The following is a 16,532-nucleotide window of genomic DNA, read 5'->3' as shown; positions in this document are numbered from 1 at the left end:
ACCGGAGGGAATCGATTGCCGGACGGCTCGTCCGAACGGGATACGGAAAGGAGATCGAACCATGCCTTGGTGGATATGGCTGCTGCTGGTCCTGTTCATGATCGCCATGATCGTCATCGGCGGCATCTATGCGGTCCGACGGGCCATCGCCGCATTGGGCGTGGTCTCGGACACCGGCGCGCAGGTCGGCGAGCGTCTCGCACGTATGGGGGAACCGTACGAGTCGGGCACAGGCGAGGAACCTCCGGTGTTCACCCAACCGTTGAAGACCGCAGCCGAACGCTATGAACAGGCGCATATCGGCGTGATCCTAAGAAAGGAAGCCAAGCGCGGCCGCCATGTCGAAGCGTGGCGGCGCTGGCGCAACGGCGTTCTCGGATAATAGATGAGCAAGAAGAACAGCACACGGCGCAATCACGACGACGAACACGACACGACATCTCCCGCCGCGCGGTACGCGGCATTCAGAAAACGGCAGACCAAGGCCATGAGCGTGGCCGCCCGGTTCGCGAACACCCTGCCGTTCGATCTCGACGACTTCCAGACGCAGGCGAACGACGCCCTCGAGGCCGGACGCAACGTGCTGGTCGCGGCCCCCACGGGCGCCGGCAAGACGGTCGTCGCCGACTTCGCCGTCTATCTTGCGCAGGAGCGCAACGTCAAGGCGTTCTACACGACGCCGATCAAGGCGCTGAGCAACCAGAAGTACCACGATCTCGTCGACGTGTACGGCCCGGACAAGGTGGGGCTGCTCACCGGCGACACCTCGATCAACTCCGAAGCGGACATCGTCGTGATGACCACCGAGGTTCTGCGCAATATGCTCTACGAGCACTCCGCCACGCTCGACGCGCTGCGATACGTGATCCTCGACGAGGTGCACTACCTCGCCGATCGGTTCCGCGGACCGGTGTGGGAGGAGGTCATCATCCACCTGCCCGAACGTGTCCGCATCGTGGCGCTGTCCGCGACCGTGTCCAACGTCGAGGATTTCGGCAAGTGGATCTCATCCGTGCGTGGCGAAACCGAGCTCGTCGTCTCCGAACGACGGCCGGTCCCGCTCGAGCAGCACGTCATCCTGCAGCAGGACGACCGCACCGAGCCCGAGATCATCGACCTGTACCAGCGTGACGACAAGGGCGAGCAGACCACCAAGGTCAATCCCGAACTCGCCAACCGTCTCGACCAGCTCGACCGCCGCGCGGCAAGACGCGCCGGGGCGGAGCATCCGCGCAAGGGTCGTGACCATGGACGCCATGTGGGCAGGGGTCGTGGGGGAGCCTCGGCGCACAAGCCCGAACGCCATACGCCGAAACGATGGGCCGTCGTCGACGAGCTCAACTTCCTCGACATGCTGCCCGGCATCTACTTCATCTTCTCCCGCAACGGCTGCGACCAGGCCGTCGAGCAGTGCATCAACGCCGGTCTCGAACTCACCAGCGAGCAGGAGGCGAAACGCATCCGCGCCATCGTCGACGAGATGGTCGAGGGACAGTTGTCGCAGGACGATCTGAAGGCGCTCGGTTTCTCCCGTTTCCGCTTCGCACTCGAGGAGGGGTTCGCCTCCCACCATGCAGGCATGATCGCCCTGTTCAGACAGATCGTCGAACGGCTGTTCGAGGAGGGGCTGGTCAAGATGGTGTTCGCCACCGAGACGCTGGCCCTCGGCATCAACATGCCCGCCCGATGCGTGGTGGTCGAGAAGCTCGAGAAGTTCGACGGCACCGGACATGTGGCGCTGACGCCGGGGGAGTTCACCCAGCTGACCGGCCGCGCCGGACGTCGCGGCATCGACACCATCGGACACGCGATCGTCGTCGATCATCGGGGCTTCGTCCCCGCCACGGCGGCCGCGCTGTCCAGCAAGCGCGTGTATCCGCTGCATTCAAGCTTCAAGGCCACGTTCAACATGGCGGTGAACCTGCTCAACTCCAGCGACTACGAGACCAGCCGCGTCACGCTTGACCGCTCCTTCGCGCAGTGGGAGGCGAACGCCTCCGCATGGCAGCTGGAGTCGCGCATGTCCGCCCTCGAGCAGGCGATCGATGGATACGAACAGGCCTTCGCCTGCGATCACGGCGACTTCCGCGAGTTCATGACCCTGCGTATGCGACTGAGCGATCTGGAGAAGACCGAACGCAACAACCTCAAGCGCATGGTGTTCCGTTCCGATCGGGAACGGTCCGACGCATTCCGCGATCTCGACCGACGCATCGGCGAACTGCGCAAGCAGGAACAGCACCATCCGTGTCGTGAATGCCCGGATCTGCAGCGGCATCTCAAGTGGGGCCACCGGTGGATGCGCGAGATGCGCGAGCTGGAACGAGTTCGGAACCGATACGACTCCCGCACCGGTTCCGTGGCACGGCAGTTCGATCGCATCTGCGACGTGCTGACGGAACTCGGCTATCTCGTCAGATCGGGGGAGCACGATCTGACGCTCACCGAGCACGGCCAGCTGCTGCGTCGTCTGTACAGCGAGCAGGACGTGGTACTCGCCCAGGCGATCCTGACCGGGGCGCTTGATCTGCTGCCGCCGGCCGGACTGGCCGCGGTGATGTCCCTGCTGGTGTATGAGGCCCGTCGCGGTCTCGGCGGCGAACCCCGGTACTATCCCGGTTCCATACACGGCCCGATCGCTGTGGCGGCGGGGGAGCTCAAGTCGATCCGAACGCAGGTCAGCGCCCTGTGCGAGGACCACGGACTCGATCCGCTGCCCGACCTGGACGCCGGCATCCTCGACATCATGTACGAGTGGGCCGACGGACGCGAACTGACCGACGTGCTGCGCGGCATCGAGCTGACCGGCGGCGACTTCGTGCGCAACGCCAAGCGCCTGGCCGACGTGCTGCAGCAGATCTCCGCAGCCGAACCGTATCTCGGGAACAACGGCCCGTCGCTCGCCGAGCGTGCACGACGGGCCGTGGAAATGGTCAACCGCGGCGTCGTGTCATATTCCGGAGTCGACTGATCGGAGGACCGGAGCCGGACGTCGGACGAGCGGATGGGAATACTTCGCTCGTCCGAGCTGTTTCGTAATGTTGATAGGTCTTTACAAGGAGGACGTGAACTATGGCAGAACGCAGTCTGCGTGGTATGAGCATCGGCGCGAAGTCGCTGGAATCCGATTCGAACGTCGACTTCGCCGCACGCGAGGAAGTCGCCTATGTGTGCCCGAACGGCCATCGCACCATCCTGCCGTTCGCAGAGGGGGCCGAGATCCCGGACGAGTGGGAATGCCGCTGCGGTGCCACCGCGCATCGCGAGGGGGAGAACGCCGAGGCCAACGAAATCGCCAAGCCGACCCGCACCCACTGGGACATGCTGCTCGAACGCCGCAGCGAAGAGGAGCTCAAGGAGCTGCTCGAAAAGCGTCTGCAGATGCATCGCGACGGCTGGATCCCCGACTACGAGTGATTCCCCGCTGAATTTTGCATGAACGTTGTGCCCGGCCGGCAAGGCCGGGCACAGTTCTTCCGCGCGACAACGTAATCTGATCTAGGTACGTACGGCACGAACACCGGTACCAACGTAAATACACGAGAGACAACAAGAAAACAGGGGGAGTGACATCGATGGCTGAACATCCGAGGAACGTGGTCCTGCTCGATCTGGACGGCACCCTCACGGATTCCGCACCCGGCATCATCGCATCCGTGACCGAGGTTTTCAAGACCCTCGGCATGACGGTTCCGGACGACGAGGAGCTGCATCGCTTCGTCGGCCCGGCCATCATCACCTCACTCAAGCGCAACCATGTGCCCGAGGACAGGCTCGATGAGGCGGTCGACATCTACCGCGACTACTACGCGAACCAGAACGTGTTCGACGATCCGAACAACCCCGGCCAGAAGGTCGCCGGCCGATACGTCAACAAGGTCTTCGACGGCATCGCGGAACAGCTCGACGTCCTGCGCGCCGACGGCTACTACCTCGCCGTCGCCACCTGCAAGCCCGAATACCAAGCCAAGCCGATCTGTGATCGCTTCGGCGTGACGCCGATGGTGTCCGGCATCTACGGCGCCAGCAAGGACAACACCCGTCTGACCAAGGAGCAGGTCATCCGCTACTGCTTCGAGCACATCGGCTTCGACGCCTCGGAGGGGGATAGGGCCCTCATGGTCGGTGACCGTTGGACCGACGCCGATGGCGCCGCCGCCTGCGGACTCGACTGTCTGGGCTGCGGCTGGGGCTATGCCGAGCCCGGCGAGCTCAAGGAACACGGCTGCTACCGCATCATCGACGACATCGATGATCTCGCCTCCGCGGTCAACGAGTACTTCGCGAAGTAACGCAGCGGACGCATCGATGGACCCACGCACCAACATGGTTCGTCATGTCGGCGCGTATACGTCGTTTGGCCCCTATACTTCGGAAGCACAAGCGTCGTAATCCAACTCCCATCGAAGGGTCACATCCATGCCTCCGTTCGACCTGCTCGCATCCGTCCCGTCATCGGCAGTCGCCGTCATGCTCGCTCTCGTCGCACTTGCGTTCCTTGCATATGCGCCGGCACTCATGGCCCCCACACCGCTGAATCGTATTCTCCGGGCCATCAGACGATTCGACGGAGCCCGCAGCGGATCATTCGAATTCGCCGTCGGGGGAGTGACGGCGAACGGCATGTTCGCGACCGGGCGGAACATCGATGGCTCCATGATCTCCGCGACCGTGACGGGAGGGAAGCATCCCGGGCGGTTCCTATGGAATGCCGACGGTACGACGCTCATCGACGGACGACACCTGACGCCTCAGGAAACGCGGGCGCGCATCGAGGCGGGCGCATGCGGCGAAGCGTGGATGCAGTCCCTGCTCGCCGTCGTCGGCGGCGGTCGTCTGCGTCTCGGCGCCGCGGTCCGCGCGTTCGTCTCCGCTCTCGGCCTGCGCGTCGCCGACGTTCGGCGAGCCGCCACACGATTCGTGCTTACCGGTCCATGGCGTGACGGTATGTGCGGCATGAACGCCTTCGGTCTTGCCGGAGTGGCCCGGGCTCGTATCGGAGACAACGGCATCGTCGTGGACGCGGGTGACGGTGACGTCGTCACGGCCGATTGGATGGTCTCCAGATATCGGTGACGATGCCCGCAGGGGAGGGATGCATCTTCAGACAACCTGGAAAAGGTTCCGTTCATCGTCCGTTGTCCATCGTTTTCGCCGTTCGCCGAATCGGAACGGTTTACATGTTCGTGACAATCCGCTCCTAGCGTCTTCAGTAGATGGAATCGATAGGTTCCATCCCGTAACGACGGCCCGAGGAAAAGACGAACAGGAAACAGCAAGAGGAAAGAACACGGGCCCACGAACACGTCGCCGAACAGCAACACGCCACTGGCGTCAGGTGATTTCTGTGCGACCGCTTTAAGCGGACGCCCCACGGGCGCACAAGATGCGTCCCGAAGCAACCAATACCGACAACAAAAACACCATTTCCGCATCCCGTCGCTTCGGCACCGACACGATCCGCCGCATAGCACCGGCCACACATAACCACATAACATGGTCACGGAGCCGGGGCAACACCATCCGGCCGATCGTATATATCCAACCGGAAAAACGCGGGTACGACGGCAACAGACCGTCTCACAACCGAAAGCAACGGCGGGATACGCAAACTCATCATGCTCTGAAAAGAGGAATCCCATGGAACACAACTGGTTCTGCCCGTTCTGCGGCAATCCGATGACCGTGCACCGCGACATCGCAAACGACACGGGCCGCGTCTCGTACTCGGTCGCGTGCGCCGATCCTCGGCATTACGCCACCAAATCCCATGCCAGCGTCGGAGCCTGCGAGGCCGAACTGGATGAGACGATGAGGCGCTGACTCAGTCATCTCATCTCCGAAACGCTGTAAGCGTTGGGAAGAAAATGCCGTCCGCCGGTGAAGTACTTGGCGGACGGCATTGCTTGTTTCAAGGGATAATCCTCGGTTTCCACCCCCTCCATAAAAATCCGATAATGTACGTTATGTCAGATTGGAGATATGAGGATATCCCCCATGGGCGCAGCACGCATACCATGAAGCTACCGAATCGCACTGCTCAGCTTCGCATCCATCTCGCTGCGCATCGCGCGGCGGGCCTGGGCGTACAGACATGCGAGCTGGACGATCAGCAGCACGATGACGACACCGGCACTCGGCCAACCGTATGACGCATACCAATCACGCACATCCGGGTCGAACGCCCCGGTATCGGCAAACCACGTGTACACCAGATACGGCGACAGGCCCAGCAACGCGGAGACCACATTCATGATCGTCACGGGCCACGAGACCCTGGGGACGCCTCCGGCGTATCGGGTCAACAGACGACCACGCAGCACGCACAGTCCTATGATGTTCAGCGACATAACGACGGCGACGCACCATAGGACCGCCGGCACGATATCCAGCATGGTTCTCCCCTTGTCTGATAATTGTCGAATAATCCGAATCGTCTCGGTTATGTCAGATATGTCAGAAAAACACCAACCACCGAGGTCTGGAATGCGCGGTCATGCACTGTGGCGTGCCAGTCGCTGCGCCTCGAGTTTCCTGCGCATGCGGGCCGCGGTCAGATCGTCGATCGGCCTGCCGGTCGATTTGGAGGCCGGATTGGTCTCGAGATCGACGTAGTCCTCCCCTTTCAGCGACTCCTGGATCTGGTGCCACAGGGAGCCCACCGACACCGCGAACACGGCCTTACCGCTTTGCAGCAGATCGAGCATCTGCTCGTTGGTGGTGCATTCATGGACGTGCTGGCCGTCGCACATGATGGTGATGTTCTCCAGCTGCCGCGTGCTGCGTCTCGCCAAAAACCCGATGGCGGTGGTGACGTTCTGCAGGTTCACGCCGGCGTCAAGCAGCCGTTTGGAGACGGCAAGGATGACGACGTCCTTGAACGAGTACAGTCTTCGGGACCCCGAACCATGGGAGGGCGTGATCGACGGCTCCACGATCTGCTTGCGAGCCCAGTAATCGAGCTGGCGATAGGTGATACCGGCGACCTTGGACGCCACGGTACCGCGATAGCCGCGTCTGATGTCCGCTTCCTCCGCGGTGGCGAACAACTCGCCCTGAACGGCGTCATCGTCACCGGTCTGGTCGTCGGACCACACGTACAGGCGCGGTCGTTCCTCCTCCATGCCGGTCATCGCCGCTCCCCTGGTAGGCATCCCGAAAAAGACGGGTCGATCAGGCGACGATCGCCGACTGGGTGAAGAAGACGAGACGGAACTTGCCGATCATGATCTCGTCGCCGTTCTTCAGCACGGCCTGATCGACGCGCTGGCGGTTCACGTACGTGCCGTTGAGCGAACCGGCGTCGACGACGGAGAACACTCCCCCGGTACGACGGAACACCGCATGGGCACGGGAAACGGTGGAATCGTCAAGCAGGATGTCCGACTTGGGATCACGGCCGACGCTCACCTCATCCTCATCGAGGAGATATCGCGATCCGGAGACCGCTCCTCGGGTGGAGATGAGCAGCGCCGTTCCGGGGGAAAGACGGGAGATGGTCTCCAGATCCTCCTGGGTAAGCGGACGATCGCCGGTGGCGGTCACGGGAATGGTAATGGCGGGCAGACCGATGATGGTCGTTTCGCCTGCGCTAGGAATCGGTTCAGTCATAACTCCTCATTCTACATTCTTTGCGTAATCGTATGTGGTTGTGCCACGCACTGCGTTGATGACGACGTCGTCGGATTGGACGACGGTGACGCGCGACCCGTACATGACCTTCAGTCTGGATCCCACGCCGCCGGCGATGTTGACGGCGTTCTGCAGGTCGCCGGGGTTGCCGATCGCACGGATGACGTACGGCGTGTCCAGAACGACGCCGTCGCACAGCAGCTGTTCGTCCCTGCTGGTGATCGACGTGGAGGTGATGACGCGCACATCCCCCACGGAGATGACCTCGGCCCCCGCGTTGCGCAGCTCCTCGATGAGGGTGAACAACGTGGCGGCGTCGATGTCCTTGCTCCCCTTCGTGATGGTGATGACCACGCCCTGCCCCTGTGCCGGCAATCTGCCGGAGATGATGCCGCTGGTCTCCTCGTTCTGCTTGGCGATCTTCTCGGCCTGCTCACGCTGGTCGGCGGCCGCCTTGAGGCTCGAAAGCTGACTGGACAATTCGTTCTTGCGCTGTTCGAGCAGCTGAGCCTGGTTGCTGGTCTCGTTGATCAATCGGACGAGTTCGTCCTCGCTCAGCGTCTCGTAGGTGGATTGGGTGTTGTTGATCTGCGTCATGTACCCGAATCCCAGCAGCGCACACATGAGCACCACCAGTGTGGACGACAGGAGCTTCGCCTTGAGTCCGGAGCCGTTCACCGACCGCTTGCCCGAGCCGTTCCTTCTCACCTGAGGGAAGGACCCGGTGGCGAGGTCGTCGTTGCGTTCCTCGGCCTTGGCGCGCGCCTCCATCCGGGATATGGTGTTCTCGCGCCCGTCGTCTCCGGCGCCGCTCTTGTCCCGTCTTGTTCCCGCCATGCTCGTCACGCTCCCCGCTCAGCTTCGGAAGATGAATCGGCGGATGGCCGAGACGTTGGAGAAGATGCGGATGCCGAGCACGACGATGACGGCGGTCTGCAGCTGCGAGCCGACGCCGAGCTGATTGCCGAGCAGAACGAGCAGCGTGGCGGTGACCACGTTGGCGAAGAACGAGATGATGAACACCCGATCGGAGAACCGACGCTCGAAATAGGCGCGTGCGGCGCCGAGCAACGCGTCCAGCGCCGCGACGACCATGATCGGCAGATACGGCTGCACCCACACGGGAATGTCGGGCTGGACGAATACGCCGATCACCACGCCGATGATCAGACCGAGAACCGCTGCCATCTATTCAACCCTCCTTGCGTAGTTGAGATCGCCAACAACCGCCGCCTCCAGTGTAAGCGTCTTCGACTGTTTGACCTGCAATGTGATGCCCGCGTCCTCGTAGGCGTCGTAGAGAGCGCCCAGACGCCGTTGGTCCATGGCCGCGGCCAGATCCGCCTTGTTGCCGATCGCCTCGATCCGATACGGGCTGGATACCGCGTCGAGACCGATGAGGATGGTGCCGCCGGCGGTGCGGATCGAGGTCTGGACGCCGAGCCGATGACCGTTGATGGAGATCGCCTCGGCTCCCGACTGCCACAGCAACGACACCAGTTGCTGCAGATCGCCGTCCGTCACGACGCGAAGGTACGAGCCGGCGCTCTCACGCGGCAGCGAGCCGCTGGAGCCGTCGTTGGCGGCGGCGATCGGGTTGGACACGGTCAACGTGATGCCCTCCCCCGTCACTTTGATCTGTCCGCTGGCCATTTCGTCGTTGAGCACGATCTTGCTGGCCCCGGTGATGTCGAGCCTCTTCGATTGCCGTTCCACCTTGGCACGCAGATCGTTGATCTCCCCGGTGAGCGTCTCCACGCTGCTTTGCGACGTCTGCAGCTGCGAGGCGAGGGAGGCGCGCACCTCCTTGCGCGGGTCGGCGTGCAGTTGTTGGACGAACAGGCTGCCGAGAAAACCGACGCCGATGCACACGACGAAGCAGAAGATGCGCGTCGCCCATTTCGAGAACGTGGACTCCCGGTGCGTGGCGAGGTTCGAATCCAGATAGATGGGGTCGAGGGGACGATTCGTCAGATCGTCGATGAGGCGCAGCGATTCGTCCTGACGGACACGCCGACGACGTTCACGCTCCCCCTCGCTGATGTCGAGTCGAGCGGAGGGATGATGCGAGATCAATCCGCGGTACGTGCGCGAGAACGCCGAACGACGCCGCGGTACGGACTGCGATTCGTCCGCCGGATAGGACGCCGGCATCGGTTCGTATTCATTCATCGGCACGTCCCGCTCACGCCCGACCGCGCTCGCGATGCGGCAGTTCCTGACGCAGCACGGTGATGCCCTGCCGGAAGTAGATGTATCCGGCGAGCCAGTACATGGCGATGCCCCAGATGCCGGTGGCCAGCGCCGCGAGATGCAGCAGACGGAACATCGACCCCGTTCCGAGATCGGCCACCGTCAATGCGACGATGGTCATCATGAGCAGGGCCGTGCCGGCCTTACCGACGAAATGCACCGGCAGAGGGCCATAGCCGTACTGCGCTATCCACAGCACCTGCACCGCCATCAGCAGGTCACGCAGGCCGATGACGATGAGCATCCACCACGGAATGATGCCGGCGATGCCGAGGGCGAGGACCGAGCAGAAGATGAGCAGACGATCGGCCATGGGATCGAGGATCTGGCCGATCTTGCTCACCTGATTGAGCTTGCGTGCGAGGATGCCGTCGATGCCGTCCGAGGCGGAGGACACCGCGAGCACGATCAGCGCCGGCACCATCTCGTGCCGCGCCATCAGCCATGCGATGAACGGAATCGAGATGATGCGCAGGAGACTGATGACGTTCGGGACGGTCAGATAGATGTCCCTTGCCTCCGGGCTGTAGCGTGAAGTGGCGTTGTGTTCGGTCATACTTCGGTTCAGTGTACACGCACTCGCTACATGCGGGATGCCTGCAGCGCGGTCACGATGATGCCGCGGGCGCCCACCTCGTAGAGCTTGTCCATGATCTGATTGACCTGCGCCTTCGGCACCATGACGCGCACGGCGTTCCACTGCTTGTCGTGCAGCGGGGAGATCGTCGGGCTCTCGAAGCCGGGGGCCGCGGCGACGGCGGCGGAGACCTTGGAGACCGGGATGTCGTAGTCCATGAGCACGTAGCGCTGCGCGGTGAGCACGCCTTCGAGACGACGGCTCAGGATGGTGAGTCTCTCGTCCTTCGGGTCGAGGCGCGGCGAGCGGATCAGGCAGGCCTCGGAGTGCATGATCGGGTCGGCGAAGATGCGCAGACCCGCGTTGCGCAGCGTGGTGCCGGTGGACACCACGTCGGCGATCAGGTCGGCCACGCCGAGCTGCACCGAGGATTCGACCGCACCGTCCAGGTGGATGGTCTCGGCGCTGATGCCATGATCGACCAGGTAGTCGTGGACGAGCTTGTCGAAGGAGGTCGCGACTCGCTTGCCGTCGATGTCCTCCAGCTTGGAGAAGGAGGAATCGTTCGGGGCGGCGAAGCGGAACGTCGAGGCGCCGAAACCGAGCGGCATGTGCTCAAGCGCCTCGGTGCCGGAGTTCTTCAGCAGATCCTCACCGGTGATGCCGCAGTCGATGGTGCCGCGGCCGACGTACACGGCGATGTCCAGCGGACGCAGATAGAACAGCTCGATGCCGTTGTCGGGATCCTCTACGACGAGCTGGCGCGAATTGGTGCGCAGACGGTACCCGGCCTCGGACAGCATGTTCCAGGCGGGCTCGGACAGCATGCCCTTGTTGGGCACGGCGATTCTCAGCATGGTTTCCCCCTTGTTTCGCTGAAAAAATGACTGAAGGCGAGAAGATGACGGAACGCCCGCGCGGAGACGGTCAATCCGCGCGGGCGACCGGTCACAGGTGCTTGTAGACGTCCTCGAGGGTCAGACCGTGCTTGATCATCATGACCTGCACGTGGTAGAGCAGCTGGCTCATCTCCTCGGCGGTGCGGTCCGCGCCCTCGTACTCGGCGGCGATCCAGGTCTCGGAGGCCTCCTCGACGATCTTCTTGCCGATGAAGTGGGTGCCCTTGTCGAGCTCCTCGACGGTCAGGGAGCCTTCCGGACGGGTCTTGGCCTTCTCGCTCAGTTCTGCGAACAGCGATTCAAACGTCTTCATGATGTGTGGTTGGTGCTTTCTGATGATTTGCGGTTATTGGTTGGACCGGGCGTCGGCGTCAGTCGCGGTACGCGGCGGCGGCCTTCTCACGGATGGAGTCGATGGCGGCCGCGCGGTCCTCGGCGCCGTACACGGCGGAACCGGCCACAAGCACGTCGGCACCGGCCTCGGCCACGATGTGTGCGGTCTTCGGGCTCACGCCGCCGTCGACCTGGATCTTGGTGTCGAGACCGCGGCGGGTGATCTCGTCGCGCAGTCGACGGACCTTGGACATCTGGTTGTCGAGGAACTTCTGGCCGCCGAAGCCGGGCTCGACGGTCATGATGAGGATCATGTCGAACTCGTCGAGAATGTCGAAGATCGGCTCGACCGGCTCGGCGGGGCGCACGGCGAAGCATGCCTTGCAGCCCATGTCGCGCAGCTGGCGGGCCAGACGGACCGGGGCGTGGGTGGCGCCCATGTGGAAGGACACGGAGGAGGCGCCGAGACGGGCGTACTCCGGGGCCCAACGGTCCGGGTCCTCGATCATCAGGTGGACGTCGACCGGCAGATCGGTGACCTCGCAGATGCGCTTGACGATCGGCTCGCCAAGGGTCAGGTTCGGGACGAAGTGATGGTCCATCACATCGACGTGGACCAGATCGGCGTTGGCGATGGCCTTGAGGTCGCGCTCGAGGTTGCAGAAGTCGGCGGACAGGATGCTGGGGGCGATTTCAATCTTCTTCATGGTTCCTTACCTTACTATCAATCGGGTCCGCGCCGCGCGCCATCGGCGGCGTGGACGAAAGTTCAGCGCTTGTTCTTTGCGTGTTGTTCCTCGTCGAGACGCTGGCGTTCGAGTTCGTCCGCGGTGACGGCGACGAGACGTTCGCTCAGCTCGCTCGTGTCCCGGCCCACGCGATGCAGCACGACGAAGAGCACGCATCCAGTCAGGAAGACCAGGATCGCGGTCCACACGTTGGTCCTCAGACCCAGGATCACGGTCGAGTAGTTGATGCGCACGTTCTCGATCCAGGTGCGGCCGAGACCGTACCACATCATGTACATGGCGAACTGCTGTCCGGCCTTGAGTCGGTCGGCGAACCTACGGCCGATCCACACGATGAGTGCCGCGCCGATCAGGTTCCAGATCATCTCGTACAGGAACGTGGGATGGAACAGCGTGCCGGTGGGGCAGGCGGTCCCCTGATAGCAAACCTCGGTACGACCGATCGCATCGGACGAATCGTTGAGCTTCAGCCCCCACGGCAGGGTCGTCGGCCAGCCGAACAGCTCCTGGTTGAACCAGTTGCCGAGTCTGCCGATCGCTTGGGCGACGAGCAGTCCCGGCGCGAGGCAGTCGGCGAACATCGCGAACGGGTAGTGCCGGTGGCGGCACCACAGGAACGCGGCCAGCGCACCGACGCCGATGCCGCCGAAAATGGCCATGCCGCCCTCCCACACCTTGATGATGTCGGCGGGGTCGCCGTTCGGCGGGAAATACATGTCCGGCGTGGTGAGCACGTGGTACAGTCGCGCGCCGACCAGTCCCGAGGGCACGGCGACCAGCGTGGTGTCGAGCACCTGATCGAAGGTGCCGCCCACACGCTTCCACCTGCGGGTGAGAATCCATACGGCGAAGCACACGCCGATGAGGATACACACCGCATACATGCGGATGGTCACGGGGCCGATCTGGAACTTGGAGAACGACGGCGAGGGGATATATGCGAGATTCATGCTTTCATCCTACGCACGCCATCGGGACCGACAGCGGATTCCCACGTTCCGGTGGTTCCGCTTCCGGTTCCGATGGCGGATCGAGGTCCCGGCTGATGCGCGACCGCGCTCAGCCGCGAGCCCCGTGGATGCCCGCGGCGAGCTCCTCGCTCTTGGCGGCGAGCAGCTTCAGGCCCTCGGCCTTGTCGCGCGCGGTCCTGTTGTCGTCGGCGAGCAGCGTGTGAACGAGCGCCGAGCCGACGATGACACCATCCGCGTAGGAGCCGACCTTAGCGCCCTGCTCCGCGGTGGACACGCCGATGCCGACGCACACGTTCCGCGTCCCGGCCCTGCGGGTGCGCTCGACGAGTACCTCGGGAGAGGCGTCGATGCTCGCGCGTTCGCCGGTGACGCCCATGCGGGCGGCCGCGTACACGAAGCCACGGGCGTTCCTCGCCACGGTCGCGAGACGTTCGTCGGCCGAATCCGGGGAGACCAGGAAGATGCGGTCGAGCCCGTGACGGTCGGACGCCTCGATCCACTCCCCCGCCTCGTCCGGGATGAGATCCGGAGTGATCAGACCAGCGCCGCCGGCGTTCTCGAAGTCGGCGGCGAAACGCTCGACGCCGTAGTGGTAGATGAGGTTCCAGTAGCTCATGACCAGCGGCACGCCGCCGGCGTTGGCCACCGTCTCGACGGCCTCGAAGACGCGCCTGATGGTCTCGCCGTTGTTGAGGGCGATGGAGGACGCGGCCTGGATGACCGGACCGTCCATCACCGGGTCGGAGTACGGCAGGCCGATCTCGACGGCGTCGACGCCGTGCTCGACCATCGTCCTGAACGCCTCGAGCGAGGTGTCGGGATCGGGGAAGCCGTACGGCAGGTAGCCGATGAAAGCCGGCTTGTTCTCGGCCCTGAACTTGTCGAACATGGCCTCGGTGCGGCTGGGCTTGTGGCTGATGCCCAGAGGCTGACCGGAGGGCGTGGTTGCGGTGTTCGTCATAATCTGCACAATCTCCTTATTCCCTTAGCTTGGGTTCCCGACGGATCAGGCGACGGTGTTCCCGTGAGCGCCGGTGACCTCGAGTGCCTTGGCCTGATCGTCGGTCAGGTAGCCGAACCACTTGCCGGCGGTGGCCATGTCCTTGTCGCCGCGGCCGGAGATGTTGACGATCATCACGGCCTTGTCGTAGCCCTTGGCCTTGAGGTCGGCGGCGGCCTTGTATGCGCCGGCGACCGCGTGCGAACTCTCGATGGCGGGGATGATGCCCTCGGTCTGGCTCAGGTCGCGGAAGGCGTTCATCGCCTCGTCGTCGGTGGCCCACGAGTAGTTGACGCGGCCGATGTCCTTGAGCCAGGCGTGCTCGGGGCCGACGGACGCGTAATCGAGGCCGGCGGAGATCGAGTAGGTGTCGAGGGTCTGGCCCTCGTCCGTCTCGAGCAGGTAGCTCTTGGCGCCCTGGAACATGCCGAGCTGGCCGGTGCCGGGGGCGAAGCGGACGGCGTGGCGGCCCGTCTCCGGCCCCTTGCCGCCGGCCTCGTAGCCGTACAGGTTGACGCGCTCGTCGTCGAGGAAGGCGTTCATCACGCCGATGGCGTTGGAACCGCCGCCCACACACGCGCACACCGCATCCGGATGGTCGATGCCGTACCAGTCCTTCAGCTGCTGCTTGGCCTCCTCGCCGATGATCTTCTGGAAGTCGCGCACCATCTCCGGGAACGGGTGCGGGCCCGCGACGGTGCCGAGCAGGTAGTGGGTGTCCTTGACGTTGGTGACCCAGTCGCGCAGGGCCTCGTTGATGGCGTCCTTGAGGATCTTGTCGCCCAGGGTGACCTCGACGACCTCGGCGCCGAGCATGCGCATGCGGGCCACGTTGAGGGCCTGACGGCGGGCGTCGATCTGGCCCATGTAGATGCGGCACTTGAGGCCCAGCATGGCGCACACGGTCGCGGTGGCGACGCCGTGCTGGCCGGCGCCGGTCTCGGCGATCACGCGGGTCTTGCCCATGCGCTTGACGAGCAGGGCCTGGCCGAGCGCGTTGTTGATCTTGTGCGCTCCGGTGTGGTTGAGGTCCTCGCGCTTGAGGAAGATGCGCGCGTCGAGACCGGTCTTCTCGGAGACCAGCTTCGAGAAGCGCGGAGCCTCGGTCAGCGGGCTCGGGCGGCCCACGTAGCGCTGCTGGAGCGTCATGAACTCCTTGTGGAACTCGGGGTCGGCCTTGGCCTCGTCGTAGACGCGCTCCAGCTCGTCCAGCGCGGTGATCAGCGCCTCGGGCACGTAGCGCCCGCCGAACTGTCCCCAGTACGGTCCGTGGTGTTCGCTCAACGGGGTGGTTTCGGATGCTTTCACTCTTGCTCCTGCCTTCACTAGTCGTTCCACTGCAAGTTCATGGTCGTCGGCGGTGGCCACGCCCTCGCCGACCAGCACGGCGTCCGCGCCGGCGCGTCCGTAGTCCTCGACCTCGACGGCGCCGAAGACGCCGGATTCCGCCACCCTGATGACGTCGTCGGGCAGGTTCGCCGCGAGCTCGTCGTACTTGTTGACGTCCACCTTGAGGTTCTTCAGGTTGCGGGCGTTGATGCCGATGACCTTCGCGCCGGCCGCGATCGCGCGCTCGATCTCCTCGCGCGTGTGCGTCTCGACGAGCACCGTCATCTTCAGCTCGTGCGCGAGGTCGAGCAGGTGCTTCAGCTTCGCGTCGTCGAGCGCGGCGACGATGAGCAGCACCAGATCGGCGCCGTGGGCGCGAGCCTCGAAGATCTGGTAGTCGGTGACGATGAAGTCCTTGCGCAGCACCGGGATATGCACGGCGGTGCGGACCTTGTCGAGGTCATCCAGGGATCCGAGGAAGCGGCGACCCTCGGTGAGCACGGAGATCGCGCTCGCGCCGCCCTTCTCATATTCGCGGGCCAGCGCGGCCGGGTCCGGGATGTCGCTCAGATGGCCTTTGGACGGGGAGGCGCGCTTGATCTCGGCGATCACGGGGATGCCGTCGGCACGCTTGAGCCATCGGGTCGCGTCGATCGGGGCCGGCGCCGCCAACGCGGCCTTCCTGACTTCCTCCAACGACACGGCCTGCTCACGAGTCCGCTGGTCCTCCAGCGCGCCCGCCACCAATTCGTCCAGTACCGACATGGTCCTCCCTTGTGGTTCTTGAAG

19 protein-coding genes are annotated in these 16,532 nt (G+C 63.9%); 6 read left to right on the top strand and 13 right to left on the bottom strand.

Going from position 1 to position 16,532, the window contains the following annotated elements; all coding sequences use genetic code 11:
* The first annotated feature begins 61 nt into the window (after window positions 1–61).
* The 6 genes from JS528_RS01160 to JS528_RS01135 all read left to right on the top strand — a co-directional run bounded on the left by JS528_RS01160 (window position 62) and on the right by JS528_RS01135 (window position 5,823).
* Window positions 62–382 carry a hypothetical protein gene (locus tag JS528_RS01160; protein ID WP_214357263.1) on the top strand — a complete coding sequence of 107 codons (321 nt, stop codon included), beginning with the start codon at window positions 62–64 and terminating at the stop codon, window positions 380–382.
* 3 nt (window positions 383–385) lie between these two features.
* Window positions 386–2,971 carry a DEAD/DEAH box helicase gene (locus JS528_RS01155; protein WP_214357262.1) on the top strand — a complete coding sequence of 862 codons (2,586 nt, stop codon included), beginning with the start codon at window positions 386–388 and terminating at the stop codon, window positions 2,969–2,971.
* A 101-nt stretch (window positions 2,972–3,072) separates the two neighbouring features.
* Complete coding sequence (locus JS528_RS01150; RefSeq protein WP_214357261.1) at window positions 3,073–3,417, top strand: RNA polymerase-binding protein RbpA; 345 nt, start codon at window positions 3,073–3,075, stop codon at window positions 3,415–3,417.
* Between the two features lie 158 nt (window positions 3,418–3,575).
* Entirely contained in the window at window positions 3,576–4,292 is a 717-nt protein-coding gene (locus tag JS528_RS01145; protein WP_214357260.1) for an HAD hydrolase-like protein, read from the top strand.
* Between the two features lie 127 nt (window positions 4,293–4,419).
* The gene (locus JS528_RS01140) at window positions 4,420–5,076 is read left to right on the top strand and encodes a hypothetical protein (protein WP_214357259.1); all 657 of its coding nucleotides are present in this window, start codon (window positions 4,420–4,422) and stop codon (window positions 5,074–5,076) included.
* 564 nt (window positions 5,077–5,640) lie between these two features.
* Window positions 5,641–5,823 carry a hypothetical protein gene (locus JS528_RS01135; RefSeq protein WP_214357258.1) on the top strand — a complete coding sequence of 61 codons (183 nt, stop codon included), beginning with the start codon at window positions 5,641–5,643 and terminating at the stop codon, window positions 5,821–5,823.
* A 200-nt stretch (window positions 5,824–6,023) separates the two neighbouring features.
* Here JS528_RS01135 and JS528_RS01130 read toward each other — a convergent pair whose 3' ends face one another.
* From JS528_RS01130 to JS528_RS01070, 13 genes are all read right to left on the bottom strand, one after another.
* A complete protein-coding gene (locus JS528_RS01130; protein WP_214357257.1) occupies window positions 6,024–6,395 on the bottom strand; it encodes a hypothetical protein in 372 nt (123 codons plus the stop codon).
* A 99-nt stretch (window positions 6,396–6,494) separates the two neighbouring features.
* A complete protein-coding gene (locus JS528_RS01125) occupies window positions 6,495–7,124 on the bottom strand; it encodes a MerR family transcriptional regulator (protein ID WP_214357542.1) in 630 nt (209 codons plus the stop codon).
* 49 nt (window positions 7,125–7,173) lie between these two features.
* On the bottom strand, window positions 7,174–7,611 hold the full coding sequence (locus JS528_RS01120) for an FHA domain-containing protein (protein WP_214357256.1): 438 nt from the start codon (window positions 7,609–7,611) through the stop codon (window positions 7,174–7,176).
* Window positions 7,612–7,617: 6 nt separating this feature from the next.
* Window positions 7,618–8,469 carry a DUF881 domain-containing protein gene (locus JS528_RS01115; RefSeq protein ID WP_420838167.1) on the bottom strand — a complete coding sequence of 284 codons (852 nt, stop codon included), beginning with the start codon at window positions 8,467–8,469 and terminating at the stop codon, window positions 7,618–7,620.
* A gap of 18 nt (window positions 8,470–8,487) precedes the next feature.
* Window positions 8,488–8,820 (bottom strand): small basic family protein, encoded by a 333-nt coding sequence (locus JS528_RS01110; RefSeq protein WP_214357255.1) that lies wholly within the window; start codon window positions 8,818–8,820, stop codon window positions 8,488–8,490.
* Complete coding sequence (locus JS528_RS01105) at window positions 8,821–9,804, bottom strand: DUF881 domain-containing protein (protein WP_214357254.1); 984 nt, start codon at window positions 9,802–9,804, stop codon at window positions 8,821–8,823.
* Between the two features lie 13 nt (window positions 9,805–9,817).
* The gene (locus JS528_RS01100) at window positions 9,818–10,441 is read right to left on the bottom strand and encodes a CDP-alcohol phosphatidyltransferase family protein (protein WP_214357253.1); all 624 of its coding nucleotides are present in this window, start codon (window positions 10,439–10,441) and stop codon (window positions 9,818–9,820) included.
* Window positions 10,442–10,467: 26 nt separating this feature from the next.
* Window positions 10,468–11,319, bottom strand: a complete 852-nt coding sequence (gene hisG, locus JS528_RS01095; protein WP_214357252.1) for an ATP phosphoribosyltransferase — start codon at window positions 11,317–11,319, stop codon at window positions 10,468–10,470.
* Window positions 11,320–11,410: 91 nt separating this feature from the next.
* On the bottom strand, window positions 11,411–11,674 hold the full coding sequence (locus JS528_RS01090) for a phosphoribosyl-ATP diphosphatase (protein ID WP_214357251.1): 264 nt from the start codon (window positions 11,672–11,674) through the stop codon (window positions 11,411–11,413).
* A gap of 58 nt (window positions 11,675–11,732) precedes the next feature.
* On the bottom strand, window positions 11,733–12,401 hold the full coding sequence (gene rpe, locus JS528_RS01085) for a ribulose-phosphate 3-epimerase (protein WP_214357250.1): 669 nt from the start codon (window positions 12,399–12,401) through the stop codon (window positions 11,733–11,735).
* Window positions 12,402–12,463: 62 nt separating this feature from the next.
* Complete coding sequence (gene lgt, locus JS528_RS01080) at window positions 12,464–13,393, bottom strand: prolipoprotein diacylglyceryl transferase (RefSeq protein ID WP_214357249.1); 930 nt, start codon at window positions 13,391–13,393, stop codon at window positions 12,464–12,466.
* 109 nt (window positions 13,394–13,502) lie between these two features.
* A complete protein-coding gene (gene trpA, locus JS528_RS01075) occupies window positions 13,503–14,375 on the bottom strand; it encodes a tryptophan synthase subunit alpha (RefSeq protein ID WP_214357248.1) in 873 nt (290 codons plus the stop codon).
* A 45-nt stretch (window positions 14,376–14,420) separates the two neighbouring features.
* Window positions 14,421–16,508, bottom strand: a complete 2,088-nt coding sequence (locus tag JS528_RS01070; RefSeq protein WP_214357247.1) for a bifunctional indole-3-glycerol phosphate synthase/tryptophan synthase subunit beta — start codon at window positions 16,506–16,508, stop codon at window positions 14,421–14,423.
* Window positions 16,509–16,532 lie beyond the last annotated feature (24 nt).

Origin of the sequence: Bifidobacterium santillanense (assembly GCF_018555385.1) — a bacterium.
Classification (GTDB): domain Bacteria; phylum Actinomycetota; class Actinomycetes; order Actinomycetales; family Bifidobacteriaceae; genus Bifidobacterium; species Bifidobacterium santillanense.
The sequence above is the reverse complement of the archived record's forward strand: the minus strand, read 5'-3'. Positions and strand labels throughout refer to the sequence as shown.